The organism is Nonomuraea salmonea (assembly GCF_042428605.1).
Lineage (GTDB): Bacteria > Actinomycetota > Actinomycetes > Streptosporangiales > Streptosporangiaceae > Nonomuraea > Nonomuraea salmonea.
On record NZ_JBHMCF010000047.1, the window covers coordinates 16,522 to 33,864 of the forward strand.

Annotated in this window: 14 protein-coding genes; 8 read left to right on the forward strand and 6 right to left on the reverse strand. The window is 71.2% G+C overall.

Features of this window, described 5'->3' with window-relative positions; genetic code table 11:
* Positions 1-31 precede the first annotated feature (31 nt).
* Positions 32-1,123 (reverse strand): pyruvate dehydrogenase (acetyl-transferring) E1 component subunit alpha, encoded by a 1,092-nt coding sequence (gene pdhA / locus ACFFR3_RS42975; protein ID WP_345391359.1) that lies wholly within the window; start codon positions 1,121-1,123, stop codon positions 32-34.
* Positions 1,124-1,348: 225 nt separating this feature from the next.
* On the opposite strand from pdhA, the gene purS reads away from it, so the two are divergent.
* From purS to purL, 4 genes are all read left to right on the forward strand, one after another.
* Entirely contained in the window at positions 1,349-1,594 is a 246-nt protein-coding gene (gene purS, locus ACFFR3_RS42980) for a phosphoribosylformylglycinamidine synthase subunit PurS (RefSeq protein WP_345391362.1), read from the forward strand.
* A 221-nt stretch (positions 1,595-1,815) separates the two neighbouring features.
* Positions 1,816-2,205 (forward strand): ATP-binding protein, encoded by a 390-nt coding sequence (locus ACFFR3_RS42985; RefSeq protein ID WP_345391365.1) that lies wholly within the window; start codon positions 1,816-1,818, stop codon positions 2,203-2,205.
* Positions 2,206-2,341: 136 nt separating this feature from the next.
* Positions 2,342-3,022, forward strand: a complete 681-nt coding sequence (purQ, locus tag ACFFR3_RS42990) for a phosphoribosylformylglycinamidine synthase subunit PurQ (RefSeq protein ID WP_345391368.1) — start codon at positions 2,342-2,344, stop codon at positions 3,020-3,022.
* Positions 3,019-5,268: a phosphoribosylformylglycinamidine synthase subunit PurL gene (purL, locus tag ACFFR3_RS42995; RefSeq protein WP_379485016.1), complete on the forward strand. Its 2,250-nt coding sequence runs from the start codon at positions 3,019-3,021 to the stop codon at positions 5,266-5,268. The genes purQ and purL overlap by 4 nt, the downstream gene beginning before the upstream one ends.
* A 210-nt stretch (positions 5,269-5,478) precedes the next feature.
* Here purL and ACFFR3_RS43000 read toward each other — a convergent pair whose 3' ends face one another.
* On the reverse strand, positions 5,479-6,339 hold the full coding sequence (locus ACFFR3_RS43000; protein ID WP_379485017.1) for a collagen-like domain-containing protein: 861 nt from the start codon (positions 6,337-6,339) through the stop codon (positions 5,479-5,481).
* A 196-nt stretch (positions 6,340-6,535) separates the two neighbouring features.
* Between ACFFR3_RS43000 and ACFFR3_RS43005 the strand changes: the two genes are divergently transcribed.
* Genes ACFFR3_RS43005 through ACFFR3_RS43015 form a run of 3 tightly spaced genes read left to right on the forward strand, consistent with a single transcriptional unit; the run spans position 6,536 to position 10,758 of the window.
* A complete protein-coding gene (locus tag ACFFR3_RS43005) occupies positions 6,536-8,557 on the forward strand; it encodes an adenylate/guanylate cyclase domain-containing protein (RefSeq protein ID WP_364385495.1) in 2,022 nt (673 codons plus the stop codon).
* A gap of 34 nt (positions 8,558-8,591) precedes the next feature.
* A complete protein-coding gene (locus ACFFR3_RS43010) occupies positions 8,592-9,254 on the forward strand; it encodes a Crp/Fnr family transcriptional regulator (protein WP_345391380.1) in 663 nt (220 codons plus the stop codon).
* 40 nt (positions 9,255-9,294) lie between these two features.
* Positions 9,295-10,758: an MFS transporter gene (locus ACFFR3_RS43015; RefSeq protein ID WP_364385492.1), complete on the forward strand. Its 1,464-nt coding sequence runs from the start codon at positions 9,295-9,297 to the stop codon at positions 10,756-10,758.
* On the opposite strand, the gene ACFFR3_RS43020 is transcribed toward ACFFR3_RS43015, so the two are convergent.
* From ACFFR3_RS43020 to ACFFR3_RS43030, 3 genes are read right to left on the reverse strand one after another with little or no spacing between them, the layout of a single operon-like run.
* Entirely contained in the window at positions 10,725-11,471 is a 747-nt protein-coding gene (locus ACFFR3_RS43020) for a methylenetetrahydrofolate reductase (RefSeq protein WP_345391386.1), read from the reverse strand. The two genes, ACFFR3_RS43015 and ACFFR3_RS43020, sit on opposite strands and share 34 nt — an antisense overlap.
* A gap of 40 nt (positions 11,472-11,511) precedes the next feature.
* Positions 11,512-13,392 carry an ABC transporter ATP-binding protein gene (locus tag ACFFR3_RS43025; protein WP_364385489.1) on the reverse strand — a complete coding sequence of 627 codons (1,881 nt, stop codon included), beginning with the start codon at positions 13,390-13,392 and terminating at the stop codon, positions 11,512-11,514.
* A 34-nt stretch (positions 13,393-13,426) separates the two neighbouring features.
* Positions 13,427-15,499 carry a PhoX family protein gene (locus tag ACFFR3_RS43030; protein ID WP_345391389.1) on the reverse strand — a complete coding sequence of 691 codons (2,073 nt, stop codon included), beginning with the start codon at positions 15,497-15,499 and terminating at the stop codon, positions 13,427-13,429.
* 114 nt (positions 15,500-15,613) lie between these two features.
* Here ACFFR3_RS43030 and ACFFR3_RS43035 point away from each other — a divergent pair, with 114 nt between their 5' ends.
* The gene (locus ACFFR3_RS43035) at positions 15,614-16,051 is read left to right on the forward strand and encodes a sterol carrier family protein (protein WP_345391392.1); all 438 of its coding nucleotides are present in this window, start codon (positions 15,614-15,616) and stop codon (positions 16,049-16,051) included.
* Between the two features lie 3 nt (positions 16,052-16,054).
* Here ACFFR3_RS43035 and ACFFR3_RS43040 read toward each other — a convergent pair whose 3' ends face one another.
* Positions 16,055-17,248, reverse strand: coding sequence for a DUF4190 domain-containing protein (locus ACFFR3_RS43040; RefSeq protein WP_379485018.1), 1,194 nt, complete (start codon positions 17,246-17,248; stop codon positions 16,055-16,057).
* Between the last annotated feature and the right edge of the window lie 95 nt (positions 17,249-17,343).

Here is a 17,343-nt window from a genome sequence, read left to right on the forward strand (position 1 = left end):
CGCCCCGAACCGGCCGCTGCGGTCGCCTCGCTCAGTCACGGAACCCCTCCAAGTACGCGGCGAACTGGGCGCGCTCCTGGTCGATCAGGGCGTGGGGCTCGCTGTAGACGTGGTCGAAGATGTCGAGCGGCTCGGGGTCCGGCATGGCCAGACAGCGTCTGCGCAGGTCGGCGCCGAGCTGGTCGGCCTCGGCCTCGATCGCGTCGAAGAACGCCTGGTCGGCGTGCTCGTTCTTGAACAGGTACGACTTGACCCGCTCGATCGGGTCCTTCAGCTTCCAGGCCTCCAGCTCGCTGGCCACCCGGTAGCGGGTCGGGTCGTCGGTGGTGGTGTGAGCGCCCATCCGGTACGTGAACGCCTCGATCAGCGTGGGGCCCTGGCCCGTACGCGCGGCCTCCAGCGCCTTGCGCGTGACGGCGAGGCAGGCGAAGACGTCGTTGCCGTCGACCCTGATGCCGGGGAAGCCGAACCCGGAGGCGCGCCGGTAGAGCGGGATGCGGGTCTGCTTCTCCAGCGGCTCGGAGATCGCCCACTGGTTGTTCTGGCAGAAGAACACGATCGGCGCGTTGAACACGCTGGCCCAGATGAACGACTCGTTGACGTCGCCCTGCGAGGTGGCGCCGTCGCCGAAGTAGACGATGGTGGCCGCGTTGGCGTCGTCGCGCTGGATGCCCATGGCGTAGCCGACCGCGTGGAGGGTCTGGCTGCCGATGACGATCGTGTAGAGGTGGAAGTTGTGCTCCTTGGGGTCCCACCCGCCGTGGTTGACGCCCCTGAACAGGCCGAGCAGCTTCACCGGGTCGACGTCGCGGCACCACGCCACGCCGTGCTCGCGGTAGGTGGGGAAGGCCATGTCGGAGTCCGTCAGCGCGCGCCCCGACCCGATCTGGGCGGCCTCCTGGCCGAGCAGCGAGGCCCAGATGCCCAGCTCGCCCTGGCGCTGCAGCGCGACGGCCTCGAGGTCGACGCGCCGGACGAGCACCAGGTCGCGGTAGAGCGACCGGACGTCCTCCGGGGTCAGATCGATGTCGTAGTCGGGATGCTCGACCCGCTCTCCCTCGGGGGTGAGCAGCTGGACGAGCTCAGGAGGTGCGTCAGCACCACGAGAGGCGTCTTGTGTCACGTGCCACTCCTGTGGTCGGGGCCGGTCCGAGATGGGGTTGCCACCTTAGGCCAGCCTTCGTAGCGCCGAACCGGGAGGTGGAGGTTCGTACGCTTTTGGGGCCATCGTGGCAGACGTCACAGCCCTGTGCGCAAGCCCCATGTCCTCCCCGTTCCCGTTGTGTCGGCGGCCACACGCGCCGGTAGGCTGTGCTTCCCACCACCCACCGCACCCAGGAGGAACGCAGTGGCCCGCGTCATCGTGGACGTCATGTTGAAGCCCGAGATCCTCGATCCGCAGGGCCAGGCCATCGCCAGGGCGCTGCCCAGGCTCGGCTTCTCCGGCGTCTCCGCCGTGCGCCAGGGAAAGCGTTTCGAGCTCGAGATCGAGGGTGAGGCCGACGAGGCCGCGCTCGCCGAGGTGCGCAAGATGGCCGAGACGCTGCTGGCGAACACGGTGATCGAGGACTACGTCGTCCGGGTTGAGGGGTAGAAGGCACTTTTGGGGGCTGGATTTCCCCTCGGGTGGTTAAAGCCGGGTTCGGACATGCCACAATGCCACGGGCTTGCCAACACTAAATAACAACAACGTGATTTTGCGGTTAGCCCCGTTTTCTCAGGGAAACCTACTCCAGGTGACATTCCGGAGCCCGGAGGAGTCCGGTGGATATTGAGTTCTCGTTGGCACTGCCTCGGGATGCGATCGGCATACCGATGGTCAGGCGAGTGCTGGGCGATGCCATGCGTTCACTCAACGTGAGCGAGACGTGCATCGCCGACATGCTGCTCGCCGTGTCCGAGGCGTGCTCCAACGCGGTCCGGCACGGAGGGCCGGCCAACCGCTACGAGGTGACGGCGGCCATCGGGGCCGGCCAGTGCGACGTCCGCGTGGCCGACAACGGCGACGGCGTGCCGACCATGCCCTCGCACTTTCCTCCTCCCGACACCGAGAACGGCCGCGGCCTGCTGATCATGCGCTCCGTCGTCGACGAGATCTCGTTCGGCGTCACACCGGGCCGGGGCACCACGGTCCACCTGCGCAAGCTGCTCGACTGGGACGACGACGCCGCCGAGGCCCGTCCCCGCGAGCTCGCCGCCGTATGAGCCGTCGTGTAGGCCCGCGCCAGTCCCGCGTCCCGAGCCGATGCGGACCACCGGAGCGCACCCGATAACCTGGTGATACCGCCGTCCACCCCGATGGGACGGTGGCGCGCGCATTCACCCGGAGGGGACGACTGTCATGAGCGCTGCCCGTGTGGGCGTTGTCACGTTTCCAGGAACTCTCGACGACCAGGACGCAGCCAGAGCCGTGCGCCTCGTGGGCGCGGAGGCGGTCCCGCTGTGGCACGCCGACCACGACCTGAAGGGAGTCGACGCCGTCTTCCTGCCCGGCGGCTTCTCCTACGGCGACTACCTGCGCTGCGGCGCCATCTCCCGCTTCGCGCCGATCATGGACGAGCTGGTCCCCGCCGCGAAGGCGGGCCTGCCGGTCATCGGCACCTGCAACGGGTTCCAGATCCTCTGCGAGGCGCACCTGCTGCCCGGCGCGCTCACCCGCAACGCCTCGCTCCACTACGTCTGCCGTGACCAGCGGCTCAAGGTCGAGCAGACCCAGACGGCGTGGACCAACGGCTTCACCGCCGGCCAGGAGATCGTGCTGCCGATCAAGCACGGCGAGGGCCGCTACGTCGCCTCCGACGACACGCTCGCCGCGCTGGAGTCGGGCGGCCACGTGGTCTTCCGCTACGTCGGCAACCCCAACGGCTCGCTCAACGACATCGCCGGCATCCGCAACGAGGCCGGCAACGTCGTCGGCCTCATGCCGCACCCCGAGCACGCCGTCGAGGAGCTCGTCGGCGCCCCGAGCACCGACGGCCTCGGCATCTTCACCTCCATCCTGAAGAACCTGGTGAACGCATGACAGACAGTGTCCAGCGGGCGGCGGAGACTCCCGACGAGCCGATGCCCTTCGCCGAGCTGGGGATGAAGCAGGACGAGTACGACCGGGTCAAAGAGATCCTGGGCCGCCGTCCGACCGGCTCCGAGCTGGCCATCTACAGCGTCATGTGGTCCGAGCACTGCTCGTACAAGTCGTCCAAGGTGCACCTGCGGCAGTTCGCCACCAAGGCGCCCAAGTCCGAGGCGCTGCTGGTGGGCATGGGCGAGAACGCCGGCGTGGTCGACATCGGCGACGGGTGGGCGGCCACGTTCAAGATCGAGTCGCACAACCACCCCTCCTACGTCGAGCCGCACCAGGGCGCGGCCACGGGCGTCGGCGGCATCGTGCGCGACATCATGTCGATGGGCGCCCGCCCGATCGCGGTCATGGACGCGCTGCGCTTCGGCGCCGCCGACGCGGTCGACACCCGGCGGGTGCTGCCCGGCGTGGTCGAGGGCATCAGCAGCTACGGCAACTGCCTCGGCCTGCCCAACATCGGCGGTGAGGTCTCCTTCGACCCCTGCTACCTCGGCAACCCGCTGGTCAACGCCCTGTGCGTGGGCCTGCTGCGCAAAGACCAGATCAAGCTGGCCACCGCGCCGGGGCCGGGCAACAAGGTCGTGCTGTTCGGCGCCTCCACCGGCCCCGACGGCATCGGCGGCGCGTCGGTGCTGGCCAGCGCCACGTTCGAGGACGAGTCGCAGGCCAAGCGGCCCGCCGTGCAGGTCGGCGACCCGTTCATGGAGAAGCTGCTCATCGAGTGCTGCCTTGAGCTGTACGCCGCCGACGTCGTCGTCGGCATCCAGGACCTCGGCGCGGCCGGCGTCTCCTGCGCCACCACCGAGCTGGCCGCCAAGGGCACCGGCGGCATGACCGTCGACCTCAACCTCGTCCCGCTCCGCGACCCCTCGCTCAGACCCGAGGAGATCCTGATGAGCGAGTCGCAGGAACGCATGATGGCCGTGGTCCGGCCCGACGACATCCCCGCGTTCATGGCGATCTGCCAGAAGTGGGACGTCCCCGCCACCGTCATCGGCGAGGTCACCGACACCGGCCGGCTCGTGATGACCTGGGACGGCGAGGTCATCGTGGACATCCCGCCGGGCACCGCCGCCGACGACGGGCCGGTCTACGAGCGGCCCTACCACGAGCCCGCCGGGCAGGCCGCGCTCAACGCCGACACCCCCGATCGCCTGGAGCGGCCCGCCGACCTGCGGCAGACGCTGCTCAAGCTGCTCGGCTCGCCCAACCTCGCCTCCAAGGAGTGGGTGACCGGCCAGTACGACCGCTACGTGCGCTCCAACACCGTGCTGGCCCAGCCGGCCGACGCGGGCATGCTGCGCATCTCCGAGGCCATCGCGGGCGCCGAGCCGACCACCAGAGGCATCGCGCTGTCCACCGACGGCAACGGCCGCTACGCCAAGCTCGACCCCTACGCGGGGGCGCAGCTCGCGCTGGCCGAGGCGTACCGCAACGTCGCCGTCACCGGCGCGAAGCCGCTCGCCGTCACCAACTGCCTCAACTTCGGCTCCCCCGAGGACCCCGAGGTCATGTGGCAGTTCGCCGAGGCCACGCGCGGGCTCGCCGACGCCTGCCGGACCCTCGGCGTGCCGGTGACCGGCGGCAACGTCTCCTTCTACAACCAGACCGGCTCCACCGCCATCCACCCGACGCCGGTGGTGGGCGTGCTCGGCGTCATCGACGACGTCGCCAAGCGGGTCCCGACCGGGTTCGTCGCCGAAGGGCTGCGGGTCGTGCTGCTCGGTGACACCCGCGAGGAGTTCGGCGGCTCGGAGTGGGCTCACGTCGTCCACGGTCACCTGGGCGGGCTGCCGCCGCAGGCCGACCTGGAGGCGGAGCAGGCGCTCGGCACCGTCCTCGTCGAGGCGGCTCGGCGCGGGCTGCTCGCGGGCTCCCACGACCTGTCCGACGGCGGGCTCGCGATCGCGCTCGCCGAGTCTTGCCTGGCGAAGGGCGTCGGGGCGACCGTCGAACTGACCGGCGACGCCTTCACCGACCTGTTCAGCGAGTCGGCGGCTCGGGCGCTCGTGGTGGTGAGCGCCGAGGCCTACGACGAGCTGGCCTCCCTGTGCGGCCGCCACGACGTCCCCTGCTACGGCCTGGGCACGACCGGCGGCTCGTCCCTGGTCGTCAAGGACGTCTTCGAGGTCCCGGTGGAAGAACTCCGCACCACCCACACCGCCGCCCTGCCGGCGCTGTTCGGCTGACGCGAGTTTCTCAGGGCCGGTACGGGATCACCCGTACCGGCCCTTTCCGCACAATCACCCACCGAACGGCCGGCACGCGCCTTTCATCCGCCGGGCTGGATGGGTGGTGCGCCCTGGATTGCCGTGGCCGTTAACCGGCACGTGACCTGCACGTGGCGGCCCCTTCCTTCCGGCCTCGGTTCTCCGGGCGCTCGTCGTTGTGCGGAAGCCTTACTTCTTCAGGCAGACGGCGTAGACCGTGCCGCCGCTGCCGCTGCCGCCGCCGAGGCCCTGGCTGGAGACCTCGGCGGTCTTCATGTCGTTCTTGGCGGCGCTGACCGACCAGCCGTTGCCGGACGGCATGCTGCTCGTCACCTGGGAGCGGGAGTCCACCTGGAAGCCGCCGCCGGTCACCAGGTCGCCCGCCTTGCACTTCGCGCTGCCACTGGAGCCGGAGAAGCGCTCCGAGACGATGTAGGTGCTCAGGTTCGCGCCGGTGCCGGGCTCGCCCTTCGGGCCCTGGGGGCCCGCGGGGCCGCGCGGGCCGGTGTCGCCCTTCGGGCCCTTGGGGCCGGGGGTGCCGGGCTTGCCGGGAGCGCCCTGCTCACCCTTGGGACCCTGCTCACCCTTCGGGCCCTGCTCACCCTTCGGGCCCTGCTCGCCCTGCTCCCCCTGCTCGCCCTTCGGGCCCTGGGGGCCCTGGGGGCCGGCGGGGCCGGTCGCGCCCTGCTTGCCCTGGATGCCGTGGCGGCCCTGCGGACCGCGGTCGCCCTTCGGGCCCTGGGGACCGGCAGGGCCGGCCGGACCCGCGGGCCCCTGCGGGCCGGTCTCGACGGTGGTGGTGGACGTGCCGCCGCCCCCGATGACCATCCGCTGCTCGGTCTTACGGCACTTGGCCGTGACGTTGACGATGCGGACGTACCGCGACTTCTTGTGAACGCAGGCGTGCACCGTTCCCGCCGCGGCGCCGGCCGAGACGGCGGAGGCCGCGGACGACGCGGTGGCGACGCCTCCCGCGGCCAGGAGCGAGGCGGCCAGCGCCCCGGCGGTGGCAAGTGTCAGCGTGCCCCCACGACGAACCTTGATAGCCACGATGCCCCTCCAGAGGGTCGAGTGTTGCGCGTGTGATGCAAGAGATTCACGCCTCAAACGTTCCAAAGGATGACCGTGACTACGTAACGCATTTATCACGAAACAGAGGGTTACTGACGGCGCTGACGGATTGTCGATGACGTGGGTGAGTAAAACGACGCAGTCGCGACAGCGATCGCCCGTGGATAATCGGTCTGTGTCAACCCCTGGTCCCACGTACCTCCCACCGGCCACCCAGCCCGTTCGCGGCGTGGTCTGGGGGATCCACCTGGCGCTGCCCATGCTGGGCCTCTGGCTGCTGCTGGCCAACGACCACATCAACATCCCGTGGCAGCACAACCCGAGCCACTTCTGGCTGATCATCCTGGTCGCCGGCGTCAACCTCGTGCTCGGCGTGCTCATCAGCGAGGCGTCGCGGCGGCGCGCCGACGCCCGCCTGTTCCTCGTCTCCATGGTCTTCGTGACCAACGCCGGCTTCTTCTTCCTGCACGGCCTGGCCACCCCCAAGGTCATCCTGCCCGGCGGCTCGGTGGGCTTCGACGCGGGCCAGCAGGTCGGGCTGTCGATCGCGGCGGTGTTCGCGTTCGTCTCGGCGCTGCCGCTGGGCGAGCGGGTGGCGAAGGTCGTGCTGTCCTGGCAGCACTTCATCAGGGGCGCGCTACTCGGCGCCATGGTGCTGTGGGGCGTGGTGTCGCTGGTGCCCGGCCTGACCGCGCTGAGCGAGCCGCCCGAGGTCTCGCCGATCGACTGGCTGGTCTGGGCGTCGATCCCGGGCCTGCTGCTGTACGGCGCGGCCGGCGTGATGATGTTCCTGCTGCACAGGCGCCGCCCGTCGGCGATGCTGATCAGCCTGCTCACCGCGTACGCGCTGCTGGCCGAGTCGATGGTGGCCGGCATGTCGCAGCTCAACTGGCACCTGTCGTGGTGGGAGTGGCACCTGCTGCTGACCCTGGCCTTCATGTTCGTCGCCTACAGCGCCTACCTGCAGTTCAGGCGCGAGGGGTCGAGCGCGGGGCTGTTCGACTCGGTGGCGCTGTCGGCGACCGTGGCCCGCATCAAGCGCGACTACGACCAGGCGCTGGAGGAGCTGGTCGAGCACGTACGCAAGGGCGAGCCGCTGGCCGCGACCCGGATGTCGGGCAAGTTCCGGCTCAACGAGGGCCAGGCGGCGGTGCTCGACCGGGCAGGACGGGCGCTGGCCGAGGAGCGCGAGCTGTCGGAGCGGCTGTCGGCGCTGGTGGCGGTGAGCGTGCAGACGCGGGTGGGCCTGCCGGAGGACCAGCTGCTGACGACGTCGCTCGAGCGGGTGCGGCAGGCGTACGGGGATGTGAAGATCGCGCTGGTGGCCGAGGGCAAGACGCAGGTGGGCTCGCGCGACTACGCGTTCGTGGGTGACGACCCGATCAGGCGTGACGGGCTGCTGGCCTTCCCGCTGACGGTCAAGGGCAACCTGGCGGGCGTGCTGGAGGTGCCGATCGGGCGGACGAGCCAGGACGAGGCGCTGGCCGCGACGCTGGCCGGGCAGCTGTCGATCTCGCTGGAGAACGCCCGGCTCTACCAGGAGCTGCACACGCTCTTCCACCAGTACATGTCGCCGGACGTGGCGCACGCGCTGCTCGCCGATCCGGGGCAGGCGGCGCTGGGCGGCGAGGTGAAGGAGCTGACCGCGCTCTTCGCCGACCTCAAGGGCTTCACGACGTTCTCGGAGAAGGTGACGCCGGGCGAGATCGTCGAGATGCTCAACCGCTACCACACGGCGGCCGTCCCCTGCATCCTGAACAACGGCGGCACGATCGTGCAGTTCGTCGGCGACGCGCTGCTGGCGCTGTTCAACGCGCCTGCCACGCAGACGGGGCACGCGCGGGCGGCCTGCAAGGCGGCGCTGGAGATGCAGCGGGCCGCCGCCGAGGTGGCCGAGGAGATGGCCTGGCAGCGCTCCGACGAGGTGGAGTGGCCGACGTTCCGGGTGGGCGTCAACACCGGGCCCGCGCTGGTGGGCAACATCGGCAGCCCCGAGCTGCGCGGCTTCAACGCGATGGGCGACTGCGTCAACGTGGCCGCCCGCCTCCAGGCGATCGCGGAGCCCGGCACGGTGGTCATCGGCGAGACGACGTATCGGCAGCTCGGGGATGACGTGACGGTGAATTCCCTGGGCGCGCTCAACCTCAAGGGCAAGGAGGAGCCGGTCACCGCGTACGTTCTGACGGATTTGGAATAGGAACCAGGGTTGCGTTGCCGCCATAATCGGGCGCATGGCCCCAGAACCTGGCGAGTTCCTCACCCTGCTGACCAATGAGGAGGTCGAGTCGCTGAAAGCGGCCGGCCGCCTGCGGCGGTGGGATCGCGGCACGACCATCATGACCGAGGGCGACACGTCCGACTGGGTCCTGGTGCTGCTGGACGGCCGGGTCAAGTGCTCGTCCCACACGAGCGCGGGCACCGAGGTGGTGCTGGCCGTACGCGGCCCCGGCGCGCTCATCGGCGAGCTGACGGCCATCGACGGCTCGTCCCGCTCGACCACGGTCACCGCGCTGGAGCCGATCTCCGGCATCGTGGTCCGCGACTTCGCCACGTTCCTGGAGTCGCACGGCCGCATCGCGGTGCTGCTCATGCAGCAGGTCACCGCCAAGCTGCGCGACTCCGACAGGAAGCGCATCGAGTACGGCGCCTTCGACACCACGGGCCGGGTCGCCACCCGCCTGCTGGAGCTGGCCGAGCGCTACGGCGAGAAGACCACCACGGGCGTGCGGGTGGCGCTGCCGCTCTCGCAGGACGAGCTGGCCGGCTGGACCGGCGCCTCCCGCGAGGCCGTCAGCAAGGCGCTGCGCACGCTGCGCGACCGCGGGCTCATCGAGACCGGCCGGCGGCGTGTGGTCATCCACGACCTGGAGGGACTGCGCAAGCGCGCCAGATGACCACATTCCGTGACGTACGTCGTACGTCATGATGGAGGTCATGGTCGCGGTCACCCCCCACGACGCCACCCGCCTGCGCTACGCCTGGCGGGTCTGCGCGGTCACCAGCCTGGGCCTGGTCCTCATCGGCATCGCCGGCAGCACGCTGAACGTGGCGCTGCCCGCGGTCGTGCGGCACTTCCAGGCGGGCCCGCTGGAGTCGGGCTGGATCCTGCTGGCGTTCCTGCTGGTCAACACCGCGAGCCTGGTGTTCTTCGGCCGGGTGGCCGACCTGCTGGGCCGGCGTGAGGTCTATCTGGCCGGGTTCGCGCTGTTCACGCTGGCCTCGCTGCTGGCGGGCCTGTCGCCGAGCGTCGGGTTCCTGATCGCGATGCGGGTGTTACAGGCGGTCGGCGCGGCCATGATCCTGGCGAACGGCACGGTGATCATCACCGACGCGTTCCCGCCCGAGCGGCTCAGTCAGGGCATGGGCGTCTACATCGGCACGATGTCGGTCGCCCAGCTCGCCGGGCCGACCGTGGGCGGTCTCATCGCGGAGACGGCCGGCTGGCAGTGGATCTTCTGGGTGAACGTGCCCGCCGGGCTGCTCGCGCTCGGCGTCGGCGCGGCGATCTTACGCAGGATGCCGCGGCGGCCCAGGCAGCCGGTGGACGCGCTGGGCAACGTGCTGGTGTTCGCCGCCCTGTCGGCGCTGCTGCTGGCGCTGTCGGAGGCGGGGTCGCGGGGGCCGGGCAGCCCGGTCGTGATCGTCGGGGTGGCCGTGTTCGTCGTGGCGGTGCCGCTGATCGTGGTGGCCGAGCGGCGCTCCGCGAACCCGGTGCTGGATCTGCGGTTGTTCGGCGGGCGGCTGCTGGCGTGCGCGAACCTGGCCTCGTTCTGCAACGCGCTGGCCCGCTCCGCGCTGATCCTGGTCGTGGCGCTGTACTTCCAGGCGGCGCGCGGCGTGGGCGCGTTCGAGGCGGGGCTGAGCGTGCTGCCCGTGCCGGTGGGGATCGGGCTGGCCTCGCCGATCGTGGGCATGCTGGGGCGGCGGGTGTCGCCGTACGCGCTGTCCATCGGGGGCGCGCTGCTGAGCGCGGCCGGACTGGGCACGCTGATGGTGACGGCGGGGGCCGGCACGCCGTACTGGGTGATCGGCATCGGGCTGTTCGTGGCCGGCTGCGGCAGCGGAACGTTCCTCACCGGCAACACCACGCAGGTGATGACCGCGCTGCCGGCCGGGAGCCTGGGCGTGGTCAACGGGCTGCGGGTGATGGTGATGAACGTCGGCATCGTGATCAGCGTCGGCCTGTCGCTCACCGTGCTGACCGCCTCGGTGGGGCCGGAGCTGCGTGCCCAGGTCTACGCGGGCACGCTCTCCACGCTCTCACCGGTGGCCGTGGGGCAGCTCATGGACGGCTTCCAGCGGGCGTACGCGGTGCTCTTCGCCGTGGCCCTGGCGGGAGCGGTGCTGGCGGCTCTGGCGCGGCCTCAGAGCGCGCCGGCCAGCCGCGCCTCGACCTGACGGTAACGGGCGACCGGGATGAGGTGCACCCCGGCGAACGCCCCGCTGTCGCGCAACGCCAGCACCTGCTCGCACGCCGCCTCGACGCCCGCCGCCCGATCGGCGGCCACCGCGGCCACGAGCTCGTCGGGGATCGCGATGTCGGGGATGGCCGCGGCCAGCGTGCGGGCGTGCCGCTCGCTGGCCAGCACCATCACGCCGGCGTAGACCGGCACGTCGGACGGGTGCTCGTCGCGCCAGCGCAACTGGGCCTCCACCGAGAAGCTGACCTGGGAGAACAGGAAGTCGGCGGTACGCTTCCAGGCCGGCAGCGGGCGCAGCGCGGCGGCGGCGCCCACGTGGAAGCCGGGCGAGAACGCCCGCGCCTCCTCGATCATCGAGCGCACGGTCAGGTCGCTGGTGCGGTTGCCGCTGGTGGGTTTGTCGCCGTAGACGAACAGGAACCGCTCGACCCCGTACGCGGCGGCAGTCAGCAGGTCGCGGCGGAAGCCGAGCAGGTTGCGGTCGCGCGAGTTGAGGCACGCGATGCCCCGCCCGCCCATCGCCTCGACCTCGTGCGCCACGGCCACGCTCGACACGGTGGCCCGGCCGATGTGGTTGTCGGGGATGAGGAAGGCGCTCGCGATGGTGCTCAACGTGCCGATCTGGTGCCTGACGTGCTTCAGGTCGGGGCGGGTGGGTGGTTCGATCTCACAGATCAGTTCGAAGGCCATGATCGCGACTGTAACCTCCGGCCGCCGCCCCGAGGAGGGGTCAGGCGGCCGCCTCCGCCGCCGTCGGGTCCTCGAACTGGGTGCGGTAGAGCTCCTCGTAGCGGCCGCCCGCCGCGAGCAGCTCGGCGTGCGTGCCGCGCTCGACCACGCGGCCGTCCTCGATGACCAGGATCAGGTCGGCCGCCCGCACGGTGGACAGCCGGTGCGCGATCACCACGGCGGTCCTGCCCTCCAGCGCCTCACCCAGGGCCGCCTGCACCGCCGCCTCCGAGGTCGAGTCGAGCGCCGCCGTGGCCTCGTCCAGGATCACCACGCGCGGCCTGGCCAGCAGCAGCCTGGCGATCGTGAGCCGCTGGCGCTCGCCGCCCGACAGGCGGTAGCCGCGCTCGCCCACCACCGTGTCGAGGCCGTCGGGCAGCGACTGGATGAGCGTGGCCAGGCGGGCGCGGGTCAGCGCGTCCCACAGCTCGTCCTCGCCCGCCTCCGGCCTGGCCAGCAGCAGGTTGGCGCGGATGGTCTCGTGGAAGAGGTGGCCGTCCTGGGTGACCATGCCGAGCGTGTCGCGGATCGTGTCGGCGGTCAGGTCGCGCACGTCCACCCCGCCGAGCCGTACGGCGCCCGAGTCGACGTCGTACAGGCGGGGCAGCAGCTGCGCGATCGTGGACTTGCCCGCGCCGGACGAGCCGACCAGCGCCACCATCTGCCCTGGCTCGGCGCGGAACGACACCCCGTGCAGCACCTCCTCGCCGCCGCGCGAGTCGAGCACGGCCACCTCCTCAAGCGAGGCCAGCGAGACCTTGTCGGCCGAGGGGTAGGAGAAGCGCACGTCGTCGAACTCCACCGAGACCGGTCCTTCCGGCACCTCGCGGGCGCCGGGGCGCTCCTGGATGAGCGGCTTGAGGTCGAGCACCTCGAAGACGCGCTCGAAGCTGACGACCGCGCTCATGACGTCCACGCGGGCGCTGGCCAGCGCGGTCAGGGGGGCGTACAGGCGGGTGAGGAGCATGGCCATCGCCACGACCGCGCCGGGGGCGAGCTGGCCGCGCAGGGCGTAGAAGCCGCCGAGGCCGTACACGAGGGCCAGGGCCAGCGCCGAGACCAGGGTCAGCGCCGTGACGAACACGGTCTGCGTCATGGCGGTGCGCACGCCGATGTCGCGCACCCTGCGGGCCCTGCCCGCGAACTCGGCCGACTCGTGGGCGGGCCGGCCGAACAGCTTGATCAGCGTCGCGCCCGGCGCCGAGAACCGCTCGGTCATCTGCGTGCCCATGGCGGCGTTGTGGTCGGCCGCCTCGCGCCGCAGCCGGGCGATCCTGCCGCCCATCCGCCGGGCCGGCAGCATGAAGACGGGCAGGAGCACCAGCGCGAGCAGGGTGATCTGCCACGAGATGCCGATCATCGCGACCAGCGTCAGCACCAGCGTGACCAGGTTGCCCACCACGCCGGACAGCGTGTCGGTGAAGGCCCGCTGCGCGCCGATCACGTCGTTGTTCAGGCGGCTGACCAGGGCGCCGGTGCGGGTCCTCGTGAAGAACGCGATCGGCATCTTCTGGACGTGGTCGAAGACGGCCGTACGCAGGTCGAGGATGAGGTCCTCGCCGAGCCCCGCCGAGAACCACCGGTTGAGCAGCCCCAGCCCGGCCTCCGCGATCGCCAGCCCCGCGATCAGCAGCGCCACCGTGACGACCACGCCGAGCGGTTCGCCGTTGAAGATGGCGTCCACCACCCGGCCCGCGAGCAGCGGAGAGCCCACGGCGAGGCCCGCCAGCACCACGCTGAGCAGCAGGAACAGCGTGATCTTAGGGCGGTGGGGACGGGCGAACCCGGCGATGCGGCGGAGCGTCGCCCGCGACAGCGGACGACGCTCCTGCTGGTTGTTCATCGAGTAAAGCTGGTGCCAGGCGGTCATCTCCATGCTCATGACATGGACAGTACGACCTCGACTTAACTTGAGGTCAACTGCCGATCTTCTTGCCCTTGCCGTGCCAGACCACCGCCACCGCAGGACGCGGCTGGTCGCCGTCGGGCCAGCGGCTGCCCGGGTTGTCCGGCGTGGCGCCGTCGATCTCGCCCGGGTGCTGCACCGCCACGAACACGCTGCGCTGGTCGCTCGTCACCAGCGGGCCGCAGGTCTCCGCACCCACCGGGACCGTCAGGAACTGGCGCAGGTGGCCCCGCTCCTTACCCTCGACCGGCATCACGAACAGGCCGTCGTTGGAGCCCAGTTCGTTGCCGTCCGTGGAGATCCACAGGTTGCCGTCCTTGTCGAACGTCACGTTGTCCGGGCAGGAGATCGGCGAGACCTTGCTCTTGTCGTACCCGGCGAAGTAGGTCGTGGCGTCCTTCGGGTCGCCGCAGACCAGCACCAGCGACCAGGCGAAGCGCCGCGCGCCCGCGTCGTCGCGGCGCTCGGTGATCTCCAGCACGTGGCCGTGCTTGTTCGACGGACGCGGGTTGGCCTCGTCCACCTGGGCGGGGGTGCGGTTGGTGTTGTTGGTCAGCGCCACGAACACACCGCCGGTGACCGGGTTGCGCTCGATGTCCTCAGGGCGGTCCATCTTCGTGGCGCCGACCTTGTCGGCCGCGACCCGCGTGTAGACCAGCACCTCGGCCGCCGACATGCCCTTCACGTACGACCGGTCGCCCGACACCAGCGGGATCCACTCGCCCGAGCCGTCGAACTCCTTGTCCTTCGGCAGCTTGCCCGACCCGTCGATCTCCTTCTTGGGGCTGTCGCCGGTGAACTTGGCGACGTACAGGGTGCCCTCGTCCAGCAGCGAGCGGTTGTGCCGGTCGTTGCCCGGCTGGTAGCGGTCCTTGGAGACGAACTTGTAGACGTACTCGAACCGCGAGTCGTCCCCCATGTAGACGACCAGGTGGCCGTCACGGGACAGCGTGGTCGTCGCCGCCTCGTGCTTGAACCGGCCGAGCGCTGTGCGTTTGACCGGCGTGGAGTCGGGGTCGAACGGGTCGATCTCCACGATCCACCCGAAGCGGTTGGCCTCGTGCGGGTGCTTGGCCAGGTCGAAGCGCTCCTCCACCCGGTCGAAGCGGCGGCTCTCCTCGGGCACGCCCGTCGTGATCGTGTAGCGCTCGATGTACGGCTTCTGCGCCGCCGGCACCTTGTCGCCGTTGACGAAGTACTGGTCGATGTTCTCCTCGGCGGTCAGCACCGTCTTCCACGGCGTGGTGCCGCCCGAGCAGTTGTTCAGCATGCCGACGGGCGTGCGGCCCTTCGGGTCGGCGGCCGTGCGCAGCAGCTCGTGACCGGCCGCGGGGCCGGTGAAGCGCATCTTGGTCTGCGCCGTGATCCGCCGGTTGTAGCGGCGGCGCCCCTTGGTGACCAGCTTCCACTGGCCGCTGCCGCCGGCCCGCTCGATCTCCACGACCGAGCCGCCGTGCGCGGCCAGCCCGATCCTGATCTGCTCCTCGGTCGCCTCCGCGCCGCCCGTGTAGCCGCGGAACATGAGGTTTTCGTCGGTGTACTCGTGGTTGACCCACATCAGCGCCCGGTCGTCGCCCATGGGGAACAGCGTCACGTAGTCGCAGTTGTAGCCGAACTGCTTGCTCTGCGCCTCAGGCGTCTGGCCGTCGAAGTCGAACGCGGGCGCGTCCGGCAGCACCGGGTCGCCCCAGCGCACGACCACCGAGGACTTGTAGCCGTCGGGGACGCGCAGCGCGTCCTCCTTATTGGGCGGCACCGGGGTGAAGCGCAGGTCGGAACGGCCGCCGCCCGGCCTGCCGGGACGGGCCGCCGTCGGCGCCGCCTGCCCGTCCGCGAGCGCCGGCGCCGCCCCCGCGAGGCCCGCACCCGCGACCAGCGCGCCGAGCGCGCCCGCCCGCAGCACGCCGCGGCGCGACAGGGCCTCCTTCACCACGTCGCCGAAGTAGGCGTTGTCCGTGGTGTTGGCCACGTCGTGAGCGCACGCGTTGCCGCAGCGGAACTGACAGGTCAGCGCGGAACGGCCACCTTTGTGCGGGGTGGACAGCAGCGGTAGCAGCCGGCCTCCCGCGTTGGGGTTCGCCACAGGTCCTCCAGGAAAAAGCGCAGTTGTACGGCGGGGAGGCTACGGGCGCCGTCGAAACCGCAGGTGAACGACGACCTCCATCCCGATGAACGCTGGCAGGGAGACAATGGTCAGGTGCCTCCACGCAAGCTGGACCAGGAAAAGCTGAGAGCCGCCCTAGACGGCCAGCTCGTCGCCCTCGACGAGCCCCCCTACGACGGCCCCGCCTCCGCGCTCGCCGACGCGCTCGTCGCCGCCGTGCTCGCCGCCTACGACCGCGGGCTGCGGCCGGAACGCGACGCCGCCAGGCAGGCCGTGCGTCACCTGCTCGACAAGCTCGCCACCGCCGCGCCGGGCCGCACCGTCGAGGTGCGCGTGCCGCCGTACGCCGCCGTCCAGGCCGTCGCGGGGCCCCGCCACACGCGCGGCACCCCGCCCAACGTCGTCGAGATGGACGGACGCACCTGGATCGAGCTCGCGCTCGGGCGCCTCACCTGGGACGAAGCGGTCACCAAGGGCGCCATCTCCGCCAGCGGCTCCCGCGCCGACCTCTCGGCCCACCTGCCGCTGTAGCCCCTACCTGGTGCCGCTCATCCACGGGAACTTCGACTCGAAGCACCGGTCCGCCATCGGGCTCGGCAGCTGGGCGCACTCCTGCACGACGTTCCAGAACCAGATCGCCACGATCGCGAACAGGACCAGCGACAGCGCGCTGATCACGATGCCGGCGATCGCGCGGCCCTTGCCCACCCGCTTGGCCAGGGCCACGCAGCCGAAGATGATCGACAGGATGGCGGTGATCAGGCCCGTGAAGCAGACGAACACCAGGAACGGGCTCGCCACGCCCAGCACGAGCGAGGCCGTCGCCAGGCCGCTGCCAGGGCGGGGCTGCTGGTACGGGCCGTACTGGCCGTACTGGCCGCCTGAGGGGCCGTAGGGCGTGCCTGGGGGCGGGGGCGGCGGGTAGCCGGGCGGGCCGCCGTACGGGCTGGAGGGCGTCGTCCCCGGGATCGTCTGGTCCTCGTCCTGCCGGTACGCCTGGTCGCGCCGCTCCTGCTGCTCGCCCGGGTGCGGCTGGTCGCCGCGGTACTCCCCCGCCGCGTGCGGCGGCGTGCCGGCTGCTCCTCCTCCCGGCGGCGGCGCGCCCGCCTGGCCGCCCTCCCAGCGCGAGCTCTCGCCCGGCGGCGCGAAGTGCGGCTGGTCGCCCTGCTCGTAGCGTGAGGGCTGCTGCCTGCCCGGCGGCTCACCCTCCTCCGGCTCCCGGCCCCACCCCGGGTAGGTGGGCGTCGCCCCGGGGATCGGGAACACCTGCGTCTCCTCCACGTCCCGCCGCACGGGCTGCGAGGTCTCGGAAGGAGCGCTCGGCGGCTCCCCGCCGACCGGACGCAACGTCCCTGACGGCTCCTCACCGCCGCCGGGCCGCGATGTCTCGGACGGACCCGCGCCGGTCGGCTGCGGCGTCTCGGGGGCGGTCGGCAGGTCGGGATGGGACGGCTGCCCGGACGGTCTGGGCTCGTGCGTCGGCGGCACGTCGGGCGGTGGCACCACGGGCGGCGCCGGCGCGATCGGCTCGTCCCCCGGCTCCCTGGGCTCCGCCCCGGGCCGTGGCTCCTCACCCGGCCGCCCAGGCTCCTCGCCCGGGCGCTCAGGCTCCTCGTCGGACCGGTCGTCCGGCACGGTGCCCTCGCTCCACCACTCTGATTCCTGCTCGTGCTCTGGACGCTGGTCCTGCCCCGGGCGGGGCTCGTTGGGGTCCCCAGGTGTGGTCACGTCTGCGTCTCCCGACGGGTCTGCATGCCGGATAGTTCACCCTTTCGCGGAGAGCGCCCGCTAAACCGCACGACACGGTAAGAGGATCCTCATCT

Coding starts and splice junctions, on each gene's coding strand:
- ACFFR3_RS42985 (WP_345391365.1), top strand. CDS start 1,816: ATGGTCAGGCGAGTGCTGGGCGATGCCATGCGTTCACTCAACGTGAGC.
- purQ (WP_345391368.1), top strand. CDS start 2,342: ATGAGCGCTGCCCGTGTGGGCGTTGTCACGTTTCCAGGAACTCTCGAC.
- purL (WP_379485016.1), top strand. CDS start 3,019: ATGACAGACAGTGTCCAGCGGGCGGCGGAGACTCCCGACGAGCCGATG.
- ACFFR3_RS43010 (WP_345391380.1), top strand. CDS start 8,592: ATGGCCCCAGAACCTGGCGAGTTCCTCACCCTGCTGACCAATGAGGAG.
- ACFFR3_RS43015 (WP_364385492.1), top strand. CDS start 9,295: ATGGTCGCGGTCACCCCCCACGACGCCACCCGCCTGCGCTACGCCTGG.
- ACFFR3_RS43020 (WP_345391386.1), bottom strand. CDS start 11,471: ATGGCCTTCGAACTGATCTGTGAGATCGAACCACCCACCCGCCCCGAC.
- ACFFR3_RS43025 (WP_364385489.1), bottom strand. CDS start 13,392: ATGAGCATGGAGATGACCGCCTGGCACCAGCTTTACTCGATGAACAAC.